Below are 16,759 nucleotides of genomic sequence, written 5' to 3'. Positions count from 1 at the left end.
GAAATCGGGAGAGACGGGAATGGCAATCGACACGATGGCGGCAGGCACGCCGAAGACATCGTCCTTCAAGCGCATCGGCACCATGCGCGAGGCCGGGCTGATCGCGATCATCCTCGCGCTCTGCGTGGTCATGAGCTTCGCCTCGCCGCACTTCCTGACGCTCGGCAATTTCCGCGCCATGCTGATGAGCTTTTCCGTGGAAGGCATCGTCGTCGTCGGCATGACGATCCTGCTCATCGTCGGCGGCATCGACCTTGCGGTCGGCTCCGTCGTCTGCTTCGCGATGGTGCTGTCCGGCTCGCTGTTCCTGGCTGGCATCGATCCGTGGACGGCCTCGCTGATCGGTATCCTCGCCTCGAGCGCCATCGGCGCCGCCATGGGCTTCTTCGTGACGGTCGTCGGCCTCAACCATTTCATCACGTCGCTGGCGGCCATGGTGATCGTGCGCGGCCTCTGCCTCATCATCACCAAGGGAACGCCGCTCTCGCTCTTCACGCTGCCGGCCGGCTTCAAGGCGGTGGGGCAGGGCACCTTCTACGGCGTGCCCTATGTCATCCTGATCTTCGTCGCCGTCGTCATCCTGTTCGATTTCCTGCTGCGCCGGGCGACCGCCTTCCGCAAGGTCTTCTACACCGGCAGCAACGAGAAGGCGGCGCTCTATTCCGGCATCAAGACCAACCAGGTGAAGTTCTGGGTGACGGTGCTGTGCTCGACGCTCGCCGGTGTCGCGGGCGTCATCTACATGTCCCGCTTCGGCGCGGCGACGCCCACCTTCGGCGCCGGCATGGAACTCAACATCATCGCCGCGGCCGTCATCGGCGGGGCCTCGCTCAGCGGCGGCTCGGGCACCATCCTCGGCGCCATCCTCGGCATCGCGCTGCTCTCGGTCGTCACCTCGTCGCTGATCCTGCTCAACGTCTCGGTCTACTGGCAGGACATGATCAAGGGCTGCATCCTGCTTTCCGCCGTCTCCATCGACCATTTCCTGCACAAGCGGAAGGGCGCCTGAATGCCGATCGCCAAGCTCAAACCCAAGACCACGGCGCCGCGCGAGGAGATCGTCATCGCCCGCCAGATGCACCAGGCGCTCGTGCTGCATTTCCTGGAGGGCCTGACGCAGGCGCAGATCGCCGACCGGCTCGGCCTGTCGCACGCCACCGTCAACCGCCTCATCAAGCGCGGCCGCCAGCTCGGCCTCGTCGAGATCAAGATCAAGTCGCCGGTCGAGCCGCTGGTCGACATGGAGGAGCGGCTTCTGGCGCTCGGCGGCATCGGCCGCGCCGTCGTGGTGCCGACCGTTTCCGACAATCCGCAGACGGCACTCCAGGCGGTCGGCGAAGCGGCGGCCCGGCTGCTGCTGGAGGAGATCGCCGACGGCGACACGATCTGCATCACCGGCGGCAAGGGCGTCGGCGCCGTCGTCGCCGGCCTGCAGGCGCCGCACCGCTTCGACGTCGAGGTCGTCCCGGCGACGGGCTGCGTGCAGGGCAAGCACTATACGGACGTCAATCACGTCTCGACGCTGATGGCCGAACGGCTCGGCGGGCGCTCCTACCAGATCCACGCGCCGCTCTTCGCCGACGACGCCGAGCAGCGGGAAATGCTGATGAACATGCGCTCCGTTGCCGACGTCTTCCAGCGGGCGCGCGAGGCGAAGGTCGCCGTCGTCGGCATCGGCTCGATCCTCAGCCCGGACTCGACCTATTACGACCTGCATCCCTCGTCGAGCGAGGACCGCAAGGCCATCGAGCGTTCCGGCGCGAGTTCGGAGCTTCTCGCCCATCTGCTCGACGGCGAAGGCCGACTCTGCGACTACAGCCTCAACCGTGCGCTGGTCTCGCTGACGCTTGCGGAATTCGCCTCCATCCCGACGAAGATCGGCGTCGCGAGCGGCCTCAACAAGGCCGGCTCCATCCTCAGCGTCCTGCGCGGCGATCATCTCGACACGCTCGTCACCGACGAGGCGACCGGCGCGCGCATTCTCGAACTGGCATCGCAAGAAGGGATTTCCGCATGAGCGGCGAACAATTGATCCGCACCGTCGGGCGCTCCGGCGTCAGGGCCTCGGCCGTCGGCCTCGGCACCTGGGCGATCGGCGGCTGGATGTGGGGCGGCACGGACGAGGCGCAATCCATCGCCGCCATCCAGGCTTCGCTCGACGCCGGCGTCAGCCTCATCGACACGGCCCCCGCCTATGGCCTCGGCCGCGCGGAGGAGATCGTCGGCAAGGCCATCGCCGGGCGCCGCGACAAGGCCGTCATCGCCACGAAATGCGGCCTCGTCTGGCACACGCGGAAGGGCAACCACTTCTTCGACCAGGACGGCAGGCCGGTCCATCGCTATCTCGGCCGGGACGCGATCGTCCACGAGGTGGAGGAGAGCCTGCGCCGGCTCGGCACGGACCATATCGACCTCTACATCACCCACTGGCAGGACGCGACGACGCCGATCGAGGAGACGGTCGCGGCGCTGGAGGACCTGAAGAAAGCCGGCAAGATCCGCGCCATCGGCGCGAGCAATGTCGACCGGTCGGAGCTCGAACAGTATATAGAGACCGGGTCGCTCGACGCGATCCAGGAGCGGTTCAGCATGATCGATCGCAAGATCGAGGCGGACCTGCTGCCGCTCACTGTTCCAAACGGCGTTGCGACGCTCAGCTATTCCTCGCTGGCGCTCGGCCTGCTCTCCGGCACGATCGGCCCCGACCGCGTCTTCTCAGGCGACGACCAGCGCAGGGACAATCCGCGCTTCTCCGTTGCCAACCGGCAGAAGGCGAAGGATTTTTCCGACGCGATCCGCCCCCTCGCCGAGTACCACGGGGCCAGCATCGCGCAGGTGGTGATCGCCTGGACGCTGGCGCAGGAGGGCGTGACGTTTGCCCTTTGCGGCGCGCGAAACCCGGCGCAGGCGCTCGACAATGCCCGGGCGGGAACGCTGCGGCTCGGCGCGGAAGACCTTGCGGCCATCGACACGGCCATCGCGGCGAAACTGGTCCAAATGGACGGATAACGGGCTGCCATCATGAACCGGAGAGAGACTTTGGACGGGCTCCGCCGGAGCCCGAAGGTGGACGTTTGCGTCCTCGGCGGCGGCATCAACGGGCTCAGCGTCTTCCGTGAGCTTGCGCTGCAGGGCGTCGACGTGCTCCTCGTCGAGAAGGCGGACTATTGCTCCGGCGCGAGCGCGGCGCTCTCGCGCATGGTCCATGGCGGGCTGCGTTACCTTGAAAACGGCGAGTTCGGCCTCGTCAGGGAAGCGCTCGTCGAGCGCGACCGGCTTTTGCGCAACGCGTCGCACTATGTCGCGCCGCTGCCGACGACGGTGCCGATCTTCGATACCTTCTCCGGCCTTGCCAACGGCATCGTGCGCTTCCTCGGCCTCACCCGCCGCCCCAGCCGCCGCGGCGCCATCGCCATCAAGGCGGGGCTCGGTATCTACGATTTCCTCACGCGCAAGCGGGCGCTGATGCCGAAGCATGAGTTCCGCAGCCGCAGGGCGACCCTTGAAAAATGGCCGGCGCTCAGCCCGGCGATCCGCAATTCGGCGACCTATCACGACGCCTGGGTCAGCCATCCCGAACGCCTCGGCATCGAGGTGCTGCGTGACGGCCTTTCCGGCGGCGAGAACGCCCGGGCGCTCAACTATGCTACGATCGAGGCGGCGGACGGCGGGCGATACGATCTGCGCGACGGTCTCACGGGCGAGGCGATCGCCCTCCGGCCGCGGCTCATCGTCAATGCGACCGGCGGCTGGATCGACATCGCCAACGGTACGCTGTTTGCGCAGGCGGCGCGGCCCGCGCCGCTGGTGGGCGGCACCAAGGGTTCGCATCTCATCATCGACAATCCGGCGCTGCGCGACATGCTCGGCGGCCACATGATCTATTACGAGAACGAGGACGGGCGCATCTGCATCCTCTTCCCCTATCTCGGCAAGGTGCTGGTCGGCTCGACGGATATCCGCGTCGAGGATCCCGGCACGGTGCGCTGCGAGACGGACGAGCGCGACTATATCCTGCAATCGCTCGCCTTCGTGCTGCCCGGCATCCGCATCCGCCCGCAGGAGATCGTCTTCCAGTTTTCCGGCGTGCGCCCGCTGCCGGCGAGCAAGGACAGCTTTACCGGCCGCATCCCGCGCGACCATTTCTGCACCGTCCTGGAAGGGCGCGACGGCGGGCCGCCGGTGCTCTGCATGATCGGCGGCAAGTGGACGACGTTCCGCTCCTTCGGCGAACTCTCCGCCGACATGGCGCTCGACCGGCTCGGCCTGCCGCGCCGCATCGACACGGCGGACCGCCCGCTCGGCGGCGGGCGGGACTATCCGGAGGACGGCGACGGCTGGGTGCAGGCCCTGGCCGCGTCGACCGGCCTTCCCCTTGCGCGCGTCGAAGCGCTTTTCGAGCGCTACGGCACGGAGGCGGACACTGTTGCCCGCTTCGTCGCGGCCGGGCCCGATCACGCCTTGCCCCATCCCGGCTACAGCGCCCGCGAAGTCCTGAATCTCATTCGCAGCGAGGCGGTCGAACATCTCGACGACCTCCTGCTGCGCCGCACGACGCTGGCGATTTCCGGCGAGCTTTCCCTCGCCATGGCCGATGCCGCCCTCGATCTCCTCGCCACCGAGAAGGCCTGGCCCCCGGCGCGCAAGGCCGAAGAGCGAAGCCGTTTCCTGACCCTCATGGACGACCGCCACGGCGTCACCGAAAAAACCCTTTCCGCACGGAACGAACACAGGAGTGAAACATGCGAGACAACCGCAAGGTCCGGATGAACCGGCTGTTCGGCAACGGCCGTTGCCTGGACGTGGCGATCGACCACGGCGTGTGCAACGAGCCGTCCTTCCTCGACGGGCTGGAGGACATGCCGGCCGTGGTGAAGGCGCTGGTCGAGGCGAGGCCCGACGCGATCCAGATGAACTACGGCCAGGCCGACCTGTTGCAGGGCCTTCCCGGCAAGGACAAGCCCGCCCTCGTCATGCGCATCGACATGGGCAATCCCTATAACCGCATCCGCCACCGCGACATGTGGGCCGTCTTGCAGAACGAGGCGGAGCCGCTGATCGGCGCGCTGGAGATGGACGCGGCCTGCGTGGTGGTCAACCTCTTCATGCTGCCGGACGAGCCCGATCTCTTCCGCCAGTGCGTGCAGAATATTTCGCGCGTGCGGGCCGATTGTGAAAAATACGGCATGCCGCTGATGATCGAACCGCTCGTCATGCAGCCGGTGACGGAGCGCGGCGGCTATATGGTCGACGGCGACGCGGAGAAGATCGTCACGCTGACGCGGCTTGCCCGCGAGATGGGCGCCGATATCGTCAAGGCGGACCCGACGACGAATGCCGAGGATTTCCACCGTGTCGTCGAGGCGGCGCGCTGCCCGGTCCTGGTGCGCGGCGGCGGCAAGGAGGACCTTCGCGCCGTCTTCGACAAGTCCGCGGCCTTGATGCGGCAGGGTGCCGTGGGCATGGTCTACGGGCGCAACATCTACCAGCACGCCAATCCGAGCGCCGTGGTGCGCGGGCTGATGGCGATCATCCATGCGGATGCGAGTGGCGAAGAGGCTTTCGCACGCTATCAGCAGGGATAAGATGGACGAGAACCTTGGGAGGGGTTCAGCATGCAGGATTATCTGTTGGGGCTTGATGCTGGCAACACCGTGATCAAGGCGGTGATCTTCGACCGGACGGGCCGGGAGCTGGCGCATGCGGGCGAGGAGGGCCATAGCCGCATGCCGAGCCCCGGCCATGTCGAGCGCGATCTCGGCGAACTCTGGGCTAATGCGCGGCGCGTCATCCGCACCTGCCTCGACAAGGCGGGCATTGCGGCAAGCGACATCGCCGCCATCGGCTGCGCCGGCCACGGCAACGGGCTCTATGCGCTCGACCGGGCGGGCGAGCCGCTCATCGGCATCCAGTCGCTCGACACGCGCGCGACCGGCCTCGTCGAGACCTGGCGGGCCGAGGGCGTCGGCGAACGGACCTATCCGATCGCCCGCCAGCGCCCCTGGCCCTCGCAGACGCCGACCTTGCTCGCCTGGCTGAAGCGCCACCGGCCGGACCTCTTCCAGCGCATCGGCACGGTGTTCTTCTCCAAGGATTTCGTCGTCAACCGCCTGACCGGCCGGCGCGTCAGCGAGGTCTCGGACATGTCCGGCGCCGGCCTCATCGACCTTGCCGCCCGCTGCTACGACAAGGCGCTGATGGAGGCCTACGGTCTTGGCGACTGCATGGATCTCCTGCCGCCGCTCATCGAAAGCGCCGATATCGCCGGCTACGTGACGGAGGCGGTGGCGCGGGAGACCGGCCTTGCCGCCGGCACGCCCGTCATCGGCGGGCTCTTCGACGTCGTCGCTTCGGCGCTCGGCTCGGGCGTCTCGCGCACCGGCAGCGCCTCGATCATCGCCGGCACCTGGAGCATCAACCAGGTGGTCATCGACGGCCCGGATCTCGATGGCCCCGTCTTCATGTCCTCGACCTTCGACCGGACCCGCTACATGGCGATGGAAAACAGCGCCACCTCGGCGGCCAATCTCGAATGGCTGGTGCGGGAGTTCTTCGAGGGCGACCACGCGGCGGAAATCTCGCCCTTCGACGCGTGTTGCGCGCATGCCGCAGCGGTGGAGCCCGCGGCGGACGATCCGCTCTACCACCCCTATCTCTACGGCGCCCAGCAGGACGGCCATGCGCGGGCGGGCTTCTACGGCATTGCCGGCTGGCACACCAGGGGCCATCTCGTCCGCGCGCTGCTCGAAGGCGTCGCCTTCGGCCACCGCCAGCATGTCGAGACGATCCGCAAGGCCGGCGCGACATTCGAGGAGGCCGCCCTTTCGGGCGGCGGCTCGCGCAGCAGGCTCTGGCCGCAGATCTTCGCCGACGTGCTCGGCGTGCCGGTCTCCGTCGCCGTCTCGCGCGAGACGGGCGCGCTCGGCGCGGCGATTGCGGCAGGCACCGGGGTCGGCCTCTTTTCCGATTTCACCGACGGTGCCAATGCCATGGTGCGGACCGACCGGCACTACAGGCCGAACGGCGCCCTTTCCGCGCATTACGAGCGGCGCTATGCGCTCTACAGGGATATCGGCGCGGCGATGACGCCGCTCTGGCGGCGGCTCTCGGCGTCTCGGGACATGGCAGCAGGAGTCGCAGCGTGACCGTCGATGGACAGGAAATGCCGGTGGACGAAGGCAGCTACGACTTCATCGTCGTCGGCGCCGGCTCGGCCGGCTGCGTTCTGGCGAACCGGCTTTCGGCCGATCCGAAGAACCGCGTGCTGCTGCTGGAGGCCGGCGGCTCGGACCGCTACCACTGGATCCATATCCCGATCGGCTATCTCTACTGCATGGGCAACCCGCGCACCGACTGGATGATGAAGACGGCGGGCGAGGCCGGCCTCAACGGCCGCGCGCTCAACTATCCGCGCGGCAAGGTGCTCGGCGGCTGCTCGTCGATCAACGGCATGATCTACATGCGCGGCCAGGCAGCGGATTACGACGGCTGGCGGCAAGCGGGCAATGCCGGCTGGGGCTGGGACGACGTGCTGCCCTGGTTCCTGAAGTCGGAGGACAATTACCGTGGAAAATCCGCCCTGCACGGGGCGGGCGGCGAATGGCGCGTCGAGCGCCAGCGGCTCTCCTGGCCGATCCTCGACGCCTTCCGCGATGCCGCAGAGGAACTCGGCATTCCGAAGACCGACGATTTCAACGGCGGCGACAACGAGGGCTCCGGCTATTTCGAGGTCAACCAGCGCGGCGGCCTGCGCTGGAACACCACGAAGGCCTTCCTGCGGCCGGCCATGAAGCGGCCGAACCTGCGGGTCCTGACCGGGGCGGAAACGGAGCGGCTGGAATTCGACGGCAGGACGGTGACCGGCGTGCGTTTTCGCCTGCGCGGCCGGACTTGTCTTGCCCGCGCCACGCGCGAGGTGGTGTTGTCGGCCGGCGCGATCAACTCGCCGAAGATCCTGGAACTGTCGGGCATCGGCCGGCCGGACCTGCTTTCCGGCCTCGGCATTCCCGTCCACCACGACCTGAGGGGTGTCGGCGAGAACCTGCAGGACCATCTACAGATCCGTACGGTCTTCCGGATCGAGGGCGCGCGCACGCTGAACCAGCTCTACCATAACCTCTTCAGCCGGGCCGGCATGGGGCTGCGATATGCGGTCTCCCGCTCCGGCCCGCTCTCCATGGCGCCGAGCCAGCTCGGCATTTTCGCCAGGAGCGATCCCGCCGTCGCGACGCCCGACCTCGAATATCACGTCCAGCCGCTCAGCACCGACCGGCTGGGCGAGCCCCTGCACCGCTATCCCGCCGTCACCGTCTCGGTGTGCAATCTCAGGCCTGAAAGCCGCGGCACGGTGCATGTGACGACCCGCGATCTCGCCAAGGCGCCGGAAATCCGTCCGAACTACCTCTCGACGGCCGGCGACCGGCTGCTTGCGGTAAAGTCCATCCGCCACGCCCGCAGCCTCATGCAGACCAGGGCGATTTCCCGCTTCCGTCCGCAGGAAATGCTGCCCGGCAAGGAATATGACAGCGACGAGGAACTGATCCGCCGCGCCGGCGACATCGCCACGACGATCTTCCACCCCGTCGGCACCTGCAGGATGGGCAGCGACCCGATGGCGGTGGTCGATGCGAAGCTCCGTGTCCACGGCCTCGACCGGTTGCGCGTCGTCGACGCCTCGATCATGCCGGCCATCGTCTCCGGCAACACCAACGCGCCGGTCATCATGATCGCGGAGAAGGCGGCCGAGGCGATCCTGGCGCGATGATGATGGCATGCCATCCGCTGCCATCTTGATGGCAAAGGTGAGAGGAACTATATTCTCTCGAAGGAGGCCCCATGGCAGAACCGCAGCTTTCCGTCCGCAGCGCCCGCGCCCGCGATCTCGCCCACCGCCTCGCGCGGCGGGAAAACCGCACGATCGCCGATATCGTCGAGCGGGCGCTGGAGGCCTATGCGGTGCGGGAGGCCGGCGGCGAGCCGGCGGCCCGCTTCTACCGGCGGCTTGCTGCCGATTTCGGCACGGAGGTCGACCTGGAAGCCGCGATCCGTGAACACCGCACGCCGCACGAGGGCCTTGACCTGTGATCTTCCTCGACACGAATGTGGTGTCGGAGACGCTGAAGAAGGTGCCGGCGGAAAGCGTGCTCGCCTGGCTCATACGGTTCGATGCCGAACTGGCGCTGCCGACGGTGACGATCGCCGAGATCGCTTTCGGCATCCAGAAGATCAGGCCGGACGAGCGGGCGGACCGGCTGGAGCAGGGTCTCGCCGAATGGCGCCGCCGCTTTGCCGGGCGGATCTTTGGCCTGACGGAGGCGGCGGCCCTTGCCTATGGCGAGATCATGGGGCAGGCAGTGCGGGAAGGCCGCCCGATGACGGCGCCCGACGGCATGATCGCCGCGATCGCTCGCGTCAATGGCGGCCGGCTTGCGACACGCAACATCCGGGATTTTACCGGTACCGGCGTCGACCTCGTCGATCCCTGGGCGTTCTAGCGGCCGAAACTCGTCAGGCGAGTTCCGAAGCCCGTTCCAGCGCCTTGAGCATCGTGCGTTCGGCAAGGTTGAGATAGGTCTCCATCTGCGCGGCGGCCTCCTCCGGCCGGTTCGTCTCGACGAGCGTCGTGATGGCGTCGTTCATGTCGACGAAGGGCGAATGGAGATGTTCCGGGTCGTTGAGAAGCCCGAAGCAGAGGCGCAGTTCCGCCGAGATCCGCTCGTAGAATTCGTTGAGCCGCGCGCTGTCGGCAAGGTCGATGACGGCGGTGTGGAACACCATGTTGGCGCTGCCGACGCCGATCCAGTCGCTTTCGGCGCGCCGCGCACGGGCCATCTCCACCGCCGCGCGCATCGCCCGGATCGCCGTATGCTGCTGCCAGGCTTGGCGCAGCGCGCCGCATTCCAGCATGCGCCGCACGCGGTAGATGTCGATGATCGAGGCCATGGAGGGCACGGCGACGAAGACGCCGCGATTGGCCTCGTGGCGTAGCAGGCCGTCCTTGGTGAGCAGGCGGAAGGCCTCGCGCAGCGAGTTGCGCGAGACCTCGAAGCGGTCGCTGAAGGCGGCCTCCGACAGGCGCTGGCCGGGCGAAAGCTCACCCGAGATCAGGGCCGCGCGAATGCGCCGCGCCAATCGATCCGCCAGCGGCAGGCCTTCTCCGTCATCCGTCATCGTCGTCTCCCGGGCCCGATTCCGTCTATTCCCCGGCGCCCTCTTTCCCGGCTGGCCATAGCATGGATGGGTGGGCGATGGGGCCGAAAAGTGCAGGAAATCTCATGCTATGTGATTGGTAAAACGGCCAGAATAAGGAACGATACGGAAATATTGTTCAACAATCTTGACATTTTTGTGTAGCGGTTCATCATTCGACCAGGAACCACCCGCGAGGGGCGGGTGCGTGAGAGCGGAGAAATCTCATGGAACAGAATGCAGTCTTGCCTGCCGGCCAGGGTGTGGTCGCGCCGGGTCTTCACACCGCCAAATCCCGTCGCTCGGCGCTGATCGCCGCGATCTTCCTGATGGCGACCTCGGCCATCGGCCCGGGCTTCATCACCCAGACGGCGACCTTCACCACGACGCTCGGCGCCGCCTTCGCCTTCGGCATCCTCGCCTCCATCCTCATCGATTTCGTCGTGCAGCTGAACATCTGGCGGATCGTCACTCTGACGCGCTTGCGCGCTTCCGACGTCGCCAATGCCGCCATTCCCGGCTCCGGCTACCTGCTGGCCATCCTCGTCATCGTCGGCGGCCTGTTCTTCAACATCGGCAATATCGGCGGCACCGGCCTCGGCCTCAACGCGGTCTTCGGCCTCGATCCGAAGATCGGCGGGGCGATCAGCGCCGTGTTCTCCATCGGCATCTTCCTGTCGAAGCGCGCCGGCCTCGCGGTCGACCGCTTCATCGTCTTCGCGGGCATCCTGATGATCGTGCTGACGCTCTACGTCGCCTTCGTCTCCGGCCCGCCGGTGGGCGAGGCGCTGTTCCAGACCGTCCTGCCCGACACGATCGACTTCGCCACGATCACCACCATCGTCGGCGGCACGGTCGGCGGCTACATCACCTATTCCGGCGCGCACCGACTGCTCGACCGCGGCATGGTCGGCCAGGAACATTTGCCGGCGGTCACCCGCGCGGCGCTCACCGGCATCGCCGTGACCGGCCTGATGCGCTACGTGCTCTTCCTCGCTATCCTCGGCGTCGTCGCCAGCGGCGTCGTCATCGACACGGCGAGCCAGGCGGCGAACCCGGCCGCACAGGCCTTCCAGGCGGCTGCCGGCGATGTCGGCCTGCGCCTTTTCGGCATCATCTTCTGGGCGGCGGCCATCACCAGCGTCATCGGCGCGGCCTATACCTCGATCTCCTTCATCACCGTGTTCAAGCACGATATCAGCGAGCGTGCCCGCAACATGGCGACGGTCGTCTTCATCGCCATCTCGCTGGTCTGCTACCTCCTGATCACCACGCCGCCGGCCGCCATGCTGGTCTTCGTCGGCGGCCTCAACGGCCTCATCCTGCCGATCGGCCTTTCCATCTTCCTCTTCGCTGCCTGGAAGCGCGAGGACCTGATGGGCGGCTACCGCTATCCGCGCTGGCTGCTCGTCCTCGGCGTCCTGGTCTGCGTCTTGACGTGGTATATGGGCTACAAGTCGGCCGGCACGATCTTCGGCCTGCTCGGTCTCTAAGGTAAAGGGGAGGGAAGAACCATGGCAGCGATCGATCTCAACAGCGATCTCGGCGAAAGCTACGGCGCCTGGCGCATGGGCGACGATACGGCGATGCTCGCCGTCGTCTCCTCCGCCAACATCGCCTGCGGTTTCCATGCGGGCGATCCGGCCGGCATCTACCGCACGGTCAAGGCGGCCGCCGCGAACGGTGTCGTCATCGGTGCCCATGTCTCCTATCCCGATCGCGTCGGCTTCGGCCGGCGCGACCTCGACGCGACGTCGGAGGAGCTGATCGCCGACGTGATCTACCAGATCGGCGCGATCAAGGGGGTGGCCGCCGCGGCGGGCACCACCGTGCGCTACGTCAAGCCGCACGGCGCGCTCTACAACCGCATCGCCCATGATGCGAAACAGGGCCAGGCGGTCATCGACGGCATCAAGGCGGTCGATCCCTCGCTGGTCCTGATGGGCCTTGCCAATGCGCCGATCCTCGACCTTGCCCGCAAGGCCGGCCTCGCCGTCGTCGCCGAGGCCTTCGCCGACCGCGCCTATACGCCGAAGGGCGAGCTCGTCTCGCGCCGCGAGGCCGGCGCCGTGCTGCACGACGAAGCGAAGATCGCCGACCGCATGGTGCAGCTTGCCCGCGAGGGCACGCTGGAAGCCATCGACGGCAGCACGATCCGCATTAAGGCGCAGTCGATCTGCGTGCACGGCGACAGCCCCGGCGCGGTCGCGATCGCACAGGAAATCCGCCGCCGCTTCGAGGCGGAAGGCATCGCCATCCGCTCCTTCGCCGACAAGTCCCGAGGAGAGCGGCCATGACGATCCCCACCGCCTTCCTGGACCATGCCGACGCAACGGCCGCCCGCAAGGCGCGGGCGACCTATCGGAATGGGCTCGTCACGCCCACCTCCGGCATCGCGCCGGGCTTCACGCAGGCCAACATGATCGTGCTGCCGCGTGACTGGGCCTTCGATTTCCTGCTCTACGCGCAGCGCAACCCGAAGCCGTGCCCGGTGCTCGACGTCTCCGATCCGGGCTCGCCGACGACGCTGCTGGCGCCCGGCGCGGACCTGCGCACCGACCTGCCGCTCTACCGCATCTGGCGCGATGGCAAGCTCGCCGAGGAGACGCCGGACGCGTCGGCGGCCTGGGCGGAGCGCGACGATCTCGTCGCCTTCCTCATCGGCTGCTCCTTCACCTTCGAGACGCCGATGGTCGAGGCCGGCATCGAGATCCGCCACCTGACGGACGGGACCAACGTGCCGATGTACCTGACCGACAAGGCCTGCCGGCCCGCCGGTCGGCTGAAGGGCAACATGGTCGTCTCCATGCGGCCGATCCCGGCCGCGCGCGTCGCCGACGCCGCCACCATTTCCGGCCGCTTCCCGGCCGTGCACGGCGCGCCGGTCCATGTCGGGGCGCCCGCCGAGATCGGCATCGCCGACCTTGCCAAGCCCGATTTCGGCGATGCGGTGCGCATCGAGCCCGGCGAAGTGCCGGTCTTCTGGGCCTGCGGCGTCACCCCGCAGGCGGCCGTGATGGCATCGGGCGTGCCCTTCGCCATCACCCATGCGCCGGGCCACATGTTCATCACCGACATTCCCGATTCCGCCTACCACGCGTGAGGGTTCGATGCGCTTTCTTCCTGTCAGCCTGACCACCATCCTCGTCGAGCTTGCCGATCTGGACGAGACGCTCGCCCTCTTCGCCGCGCTCACGGCCGATCCGATCGACGGCATCGAGGAGATGGTGCCGGCCGCGCGAACGCTGATGATCCGCTTCCGCCCCGAAAAGGTGACGGCGGAGGATATTTCGGCGTGGATCAGCACCCGCGACCTTTCGGCGAAGGTCGCCCCGTCGGAGCATCTGGTCGAAATCCCCGTGCGCTATGACGGCGAGGACCTGCGCGACGTTGCCGACCTGACCGGCCTCAGCGTCGAGGAGGTCGTGCGCCGGCATACGGAAAGCGAATTCACCGTGGCCTTCTGCGGCTTCGCGCCGGGCTTCGGCTACCTCGTCGGCGGTGATCCGGCCCTCGCTGTGCCGCGCCGCAAGAGCCCGCGCACCCGCATTCCGGCCGGCTCCGTCGCCCTTGCGGGCGCCTTCAGCGGCGTCTACCCGCAGGCGAGCCCCGGCGGCTGGCAGATCATCGGCACGACGCCGGTCAGGATGTGGGATATCGACCGCGAGCCCGGCGCGCTGTTCCAGCCCGGCTATCGCGTGCGCTTCTTCGACATGGAGGCGGCGGGCCGGACGGTCAGCATTCCGGAGCCCGCCACCAAGGCGGATCACGCCATTGCCGCGGATGCGCCGCAGTTCAGGGTGCTGGCCGCGCCCATGCCGGCTTTCTTCCAGGATCTCGGCCGCTTCGGCCAGACGGGGCAGGGCGTTTCCGCTTCCGGCGCGCTGGATCGCGCGGCCTTCAACGCCGCGGGGCGTATCGTCGGCAATCCGGCCAACACGCCGGCGCTTGAACTCACCCTCGGCGGCTTCTCCTTCGAAAGCACCGCGCGCGCCGTGATCGGCCTTGCCGGCGCGGCCTGTCCCGTGACGGTTCGCGACGCGGAAGGCCGCGCCCGCGATTTTTCGATCCTGCAGCCCATCGCGCTGGAACCGGGCGACGTCGTGACGATCGGCCATCCGAAGGCGGGCATGCGCGCCTATCTCGCCGTGCGCGGCGGTTTCGACGTCGCCCCCGTCCTCGGCAGCGCGGCGACCGATACGCTGGCCGTCGTCGGTCCCGAGCCGGTCAAGGCCGGGGCGGTGCTGGCGCTTGGAAATACGGCGAGGCTGGCGAGCGTCTCGACCGACGAGGTTCCCGCCTTCGACCTGCCCTCGGCCGGCGACGTGGTGACGCTCGACGTGGTGCTCGGCCCCCGCACGGACTGGTTCACGCAGAAGGGCATCGAGACGCTGACGAGCCAGTTCTGGCAGGTCACGCCGCAATCGAGCCGCGTCGGCATCCGCCTTGCCGGCGAGGTGCCCCTGGAGCGCAAGGACAGCGCGGAGCTGCCGAGCGAAGGCACGGCGACCGGCGCCATCCAGGTGCCGCACAGCGGCCAGCCGGTGCTCTTCCTCGCCGACCATCCGCTGACCGGCGGCTATCCCGTCATCGGCGCCGTTGCCGAATACCATCTGGACCTCGCCGGCCAGATTCCGATCAATGCAAAAATCCGTTTCCGCCCGATCGGCCCCTTCGCCGACATCGCCGCGACCCGCTAGAGCGCTATCGCTTTTCCCTGAAACGCGAAAACGCTCTGTCCTTTTGTTTTAACGCAATTCCGGACGCAAAACCGCTCCGCACTTTTGCTGGAATTGCTTTAGGAGAACCGTCATGAAGAAAGTGCTGATCGCCAATCGTGGCGAGATCGCCGTGCGCATCGTGCGCGCCTGCCGTGACTACGGCCTCCAGTCGGTCGCCGTCTATGCCGATCCGGATGCGGACGCGCTGTTCGTGCGCCTTTCCGACGAAGCCTACGGGCTCGAAGGCGTGCGCCCGGCGGAAACCTATCTTGATATCGAAAAGCTGATCGCGGTCGCGAAGAGGGCCGGCGCCGATGCGGTGCATCCGGGCTACGGCTTCCTTTCCGAGCGCGCCGAATTCGCGCGCGCCGTGCAGGGCGCGGGCCTCATCTGGATCGGCCCCGATCCATCCGTCATCGAGGCGCTCGGCGACAAGGTCGAGGCGCGGCGCATCGCGCAGGGCGTCGGCGCGCCGCTCGTTGCCGGCAGCGACGGCCCGGTGTCCTCGGCGGCCGAGGTTGTCGCCTTCGCGGAGGAGCACGGCCTGCCGGTCGCCATCAAGGCGGCGCATGGCGGCGGTGGGCGCGGGCTCAAGGTGGCCTGGAAGATGGAGGAGGTCGCCGACCTCTACGAATCCGCCGTGCGCGAGGCGACGGCCGCCTTCGGCCGTGGAGAATGCTTCCTGGAACGCTTCCTCGACCGTCCGCGCCATATCGAGGCGCAGGTCCTCGCCGACAGGCACGGCAACGTGCTGGTGCTCGGCACCCGCGATTGCTCGGCCCAGCGCCGTAACCAGAAGCTCATCGAGGAGGCCCCGGCGCCCTTCCTCTCGGACGAGCAGCGCCGGAAGATCCACGCCGCCGCAAAGGCGATCTGCGCCGCCGCCGGCTATTCCGGCGCGGGCACGGTGGAGTTCCTGCTCGGCGTCGACGGCACGATCTCCTTCCTGGAGGTGAACACCCGCCTGCAGGTCGAGCATCCCGTTACGGAAGAGACGACCGGGATCGACCTCGTCATCGAGCAGTTCCGCATCGCCGAGGGCCTGCCGCTGCGCGTCCTGGAGACGCCGGAACCGCGCGGCCATTCCATCGAGTTCCGCATCAACGCGGAGGATCCCGGCCGTGGCTTCCTGCCGACGCCCGGCGCCATCACCGTCTTCGATCCGCCGTCCGGCCCGGGCGTGCGCCTCGACAGCGGCGTCGTCAGCGGCTCCACCGTGCCCGGCGTCTTCGATTCGCTGGTCGCCAAGCTGATCGTGACCGGCGCGAACCGCGAGGAAGCGCTGCGCCGCGCCCGCCGCGCGCTGAGGGAGTTCCGCATCGAGGGCGTCACGACGGTCCTGCCGTTCCACCGCGCCGCCATCGACACGGCGGATTTCATCGGCACGGACGGCTTCAAGGTGCATACCCGCTGGATCGAGACCGATTTCGCCGCCATGCCCGAGGCCATGGCCCGGCCGGAGCCCGCCGAGGACCCGACGCTGGTGCGCACCCATCTCGAAATCGACGGCAAGCGCGTGTCGCTCGCTCTCCCCAGCCTGCTTCTCGCCGGCCTCGGCGCGGCCGGGCAGGGTGCGGCCCCTGCCGGCAAGGCCGGCAAGCCCGCCGAGGACGGCATCGCCGCCCCGGTTTCCGGCACGTTGCAGGCCTTCAAGGTCGCCGATGGCGCGAAGGTCGCGGAGGGCGATCTCGTGGCCGTGATGGAGGCGATGAAGATGGAAACGCAGGTTCTTGCCCCCAAGGCCGGCACCCTTCGCCTGCGGGTCAAGGAAGGCGACTATCTTCAGGCCGGCGACACTCTGATGGTGTTCGAAGGCTGAGACCTTTCCGGCGTTCCGGCGGGTGACCTCC

Annotated in this window: 15 protein-coding genes; 14 read left to right on the top strand and 1 reads right to left on the bottom strand. The window is 67.9% G+C overall.

The genetic code is table 11. The annotated features are described in order from the left end of the window. Positions 1–19 precede the first annotated feature (19 nt). The 9 genes from AB3G45_RS04725 (at position 20) to AB3G45_RS04685 (ending at position 9,494) form a co-directional block, all read left to right on the top strand. Positions 20–1,009: an ABC transporter permease gene (locus AB3G45_RS04725; protein ID WP_367829485.1), complete on the top strand. Its 990-nt coding sequence runs from the start codon at positions 20–22 to the stop codon at positions 1,007–1,009. After that, positions 1,010–2,017, top strand: a complete 1,008-nt coding sequence (locus AB3G45_RS04720; protein WP_367829484.1) for a sugar-binding transcriptional regulator — start codon at positions 1,010–1,012, stop codon at positions 2,015–2,017. It abuts the gene before it with no gap. Further along, positions 2,014–3,009: an aldo/keto reductase gene (locus AB3G45_RS04715; protein ID WP_367829483.1), complete on the top strand. Its 996-nt coding sequence runs from the start codon at positions 2,014–2,016 to the stop codon at positions 3,007–3,009. The genes AB3G45_RS04720 and AB3G45_RS04715 overlap by 4 nt, the downstream gene beginning before the upstream one ends. Positions 3,010–3,021: 12 nt before the next feature. After that, entirely contained in the window at positions 3,022–4,770 is a 1,749-nt protein-coding gene (locus AB3G45_RS04710; protein WP_367829482.1) for an FAD-dependent oxidoreductase, read from the top strand. Continuing rightward, positions 4,743–5,585, top strand: coding sequence for a class I fructose-bisphosphate aldolase (locus AB3G45_RS04705; protein WP_367829481.1), 843 nt, complete (start codon positions 4,743–4,745; stop codon positions 5,583–5,585). The genes AB3G45_RS04710 and AB3G45_RS04705 overlap by 28 nt, the downstream gene beginning before the upstream one ends. A 30-nt stretch (positions 5,586–5,615) precedes the next feature. Further along, positions 5,616–7,145, top strand: a complete 1,530-nt coding sequence (locus AB3G45_RS04700) for an FGGY-family carbohydrate kinase (protein WP_367829480.1) — start codon at positions 5,616–5,618, stop codon at positions 7,143–7,145. 17 nt (positions 7,146–7,162) lie between these two features. Then, positions 7,163–8,764, top strand: a complete 1,602-nt coding sequence (locus AB3G45_RS04695) for a GMC family oxidoreductase (RefSeq protein WP_367829852.1) — start codon at positions 7,163–7,165, stop codon at positions 8,762–8,764. A 71-nt stretch (positions 8,765–8,835) separates the two neighbouring features. Further along, positions 8,836–9,084 (top strand): type II toxin-antitoxin system VapB family antitoxin, encoded by a 249-nt coding sequence (locus tag AB3G45_RS04690; protein ID WP_367829479.1) that lies wholly within the window; start codon positions 8,836–8,838, stop codon positions 9,082–9,084. Next, positions 9,081–9,494 (top strand): type II toxin-antitoxin system VapC family toxin, encoded by a 414-nt coding sequence (locus AB3G45_RS04685; RefSeq protein WP_367829478.1) that lies wholly within the window; start codon positions 9,081–9,083, stop codon positions 9,492–9,494. The genes AB3G45_RS04690 and AB3G45_RS04685 overlap by 4 nt, the downstream gene beginning before the upstream one ends. Before the next feature lie 13 nt (positions 9,495–9,507). On the opposite strand, the gene AB3G45_RS04680 is transcribed toward AB3G45_RS04685, so the two are convergent. Beyond that, complete coding sequence (locus AB3G45_RS04680) at positions 9,508–10,170, bottom strand: GntR family transcriptional regulator (protein ID WP_367829477.1); 663 nt, start codon at positions 10,168–10,170, stop codon at positions 9,508–9,510. A gap of 245 nt (positions 10,171–10,415) precedes the next feature. Here AB3G45_RS04680 and AB3G45_RS04675 point away from each other — a divergent pair, with 245 nt between their 5' ends. The 5 genes from AB3G45_RS04675 (at position 10,416) to AB3G45_RS04655 (ending at position 16,728) form a co-directional block, all read left to right on the top strand. Next, positions 10,416–11,681: an NRAMP family divalent metal transporter gene (locus AB3G45_RS04675; protein WP_367829476.1), complete on the top strand. Its 1,266-nt coding sequence runs from the start codon at positions 10,416–10,418 to the stop codon at positions 11,679–11,681. A gap of 21 nt (positions 11,682–11,702) precedes the next feature. Beyond that, a complete protein-coding gene (locus AB3G45_RS04670) occupies positions 11,703–12,485 on the top strand; it encodes a LamB/YcsF family protein (protein ID WP_367829475.1) in 783 nt (260 codons plus the stop codon). Then, entirely contained in the window at positions 12,482–13,291 is an 810-nt protein-coding gene (locus AB3G45_RS04665; RefSeq protein WP_367829474.1) for a putative hydro-lyase, read from the top strand. Before AB3G45_RS04670 ends, AB3G45_RS04665 begins: the two co-directional genes overlap by 4 nt. A 7-nt stretch (positions 13,292–13,298) precedes the next feature. Beyond that, a complete protein-coding gene (locus AB3G45_RS04660) occupies positions 13,299–14,888 on the top strand; it encodes a 5-oxoprolinase/urea amidolyase family protein (protein WP_367829473.1) in 1,590 nt (529 codons plus the stop codon). 112 nt (positions 14,889–15,000) lie between these two features. Further along, positions 15,001–16,728: a biotin carboxylase N-terminal domain-containing protein gene (locus tag AB3G45_RS04655; RefSeq protein WP_367829472.1), complete on the top strand. Its 1,728-nt coding sequence runs from the start codon at positions 15,001–15,003 to the stop codon at positions 16,726–16,728. The last annotated feature ends 31 nt before the right edge of the window (positions 16,729–16,759 follow it).

The sequence above is a fragment of the Shinella sp. S4-D37 genome, from assembly GCF_040812195.1.
Taxonomy (GTDB): domain Bacteria; phylum Pseudomonadota; class Alphaproteobacteria; order Rhizobiales; family Rhizobiaceae; genus Shinella.
Note: the sequence above shows the minus strand (reverse complement) of the source record. Positions and strands in the feature narration are given on the sequence as shown.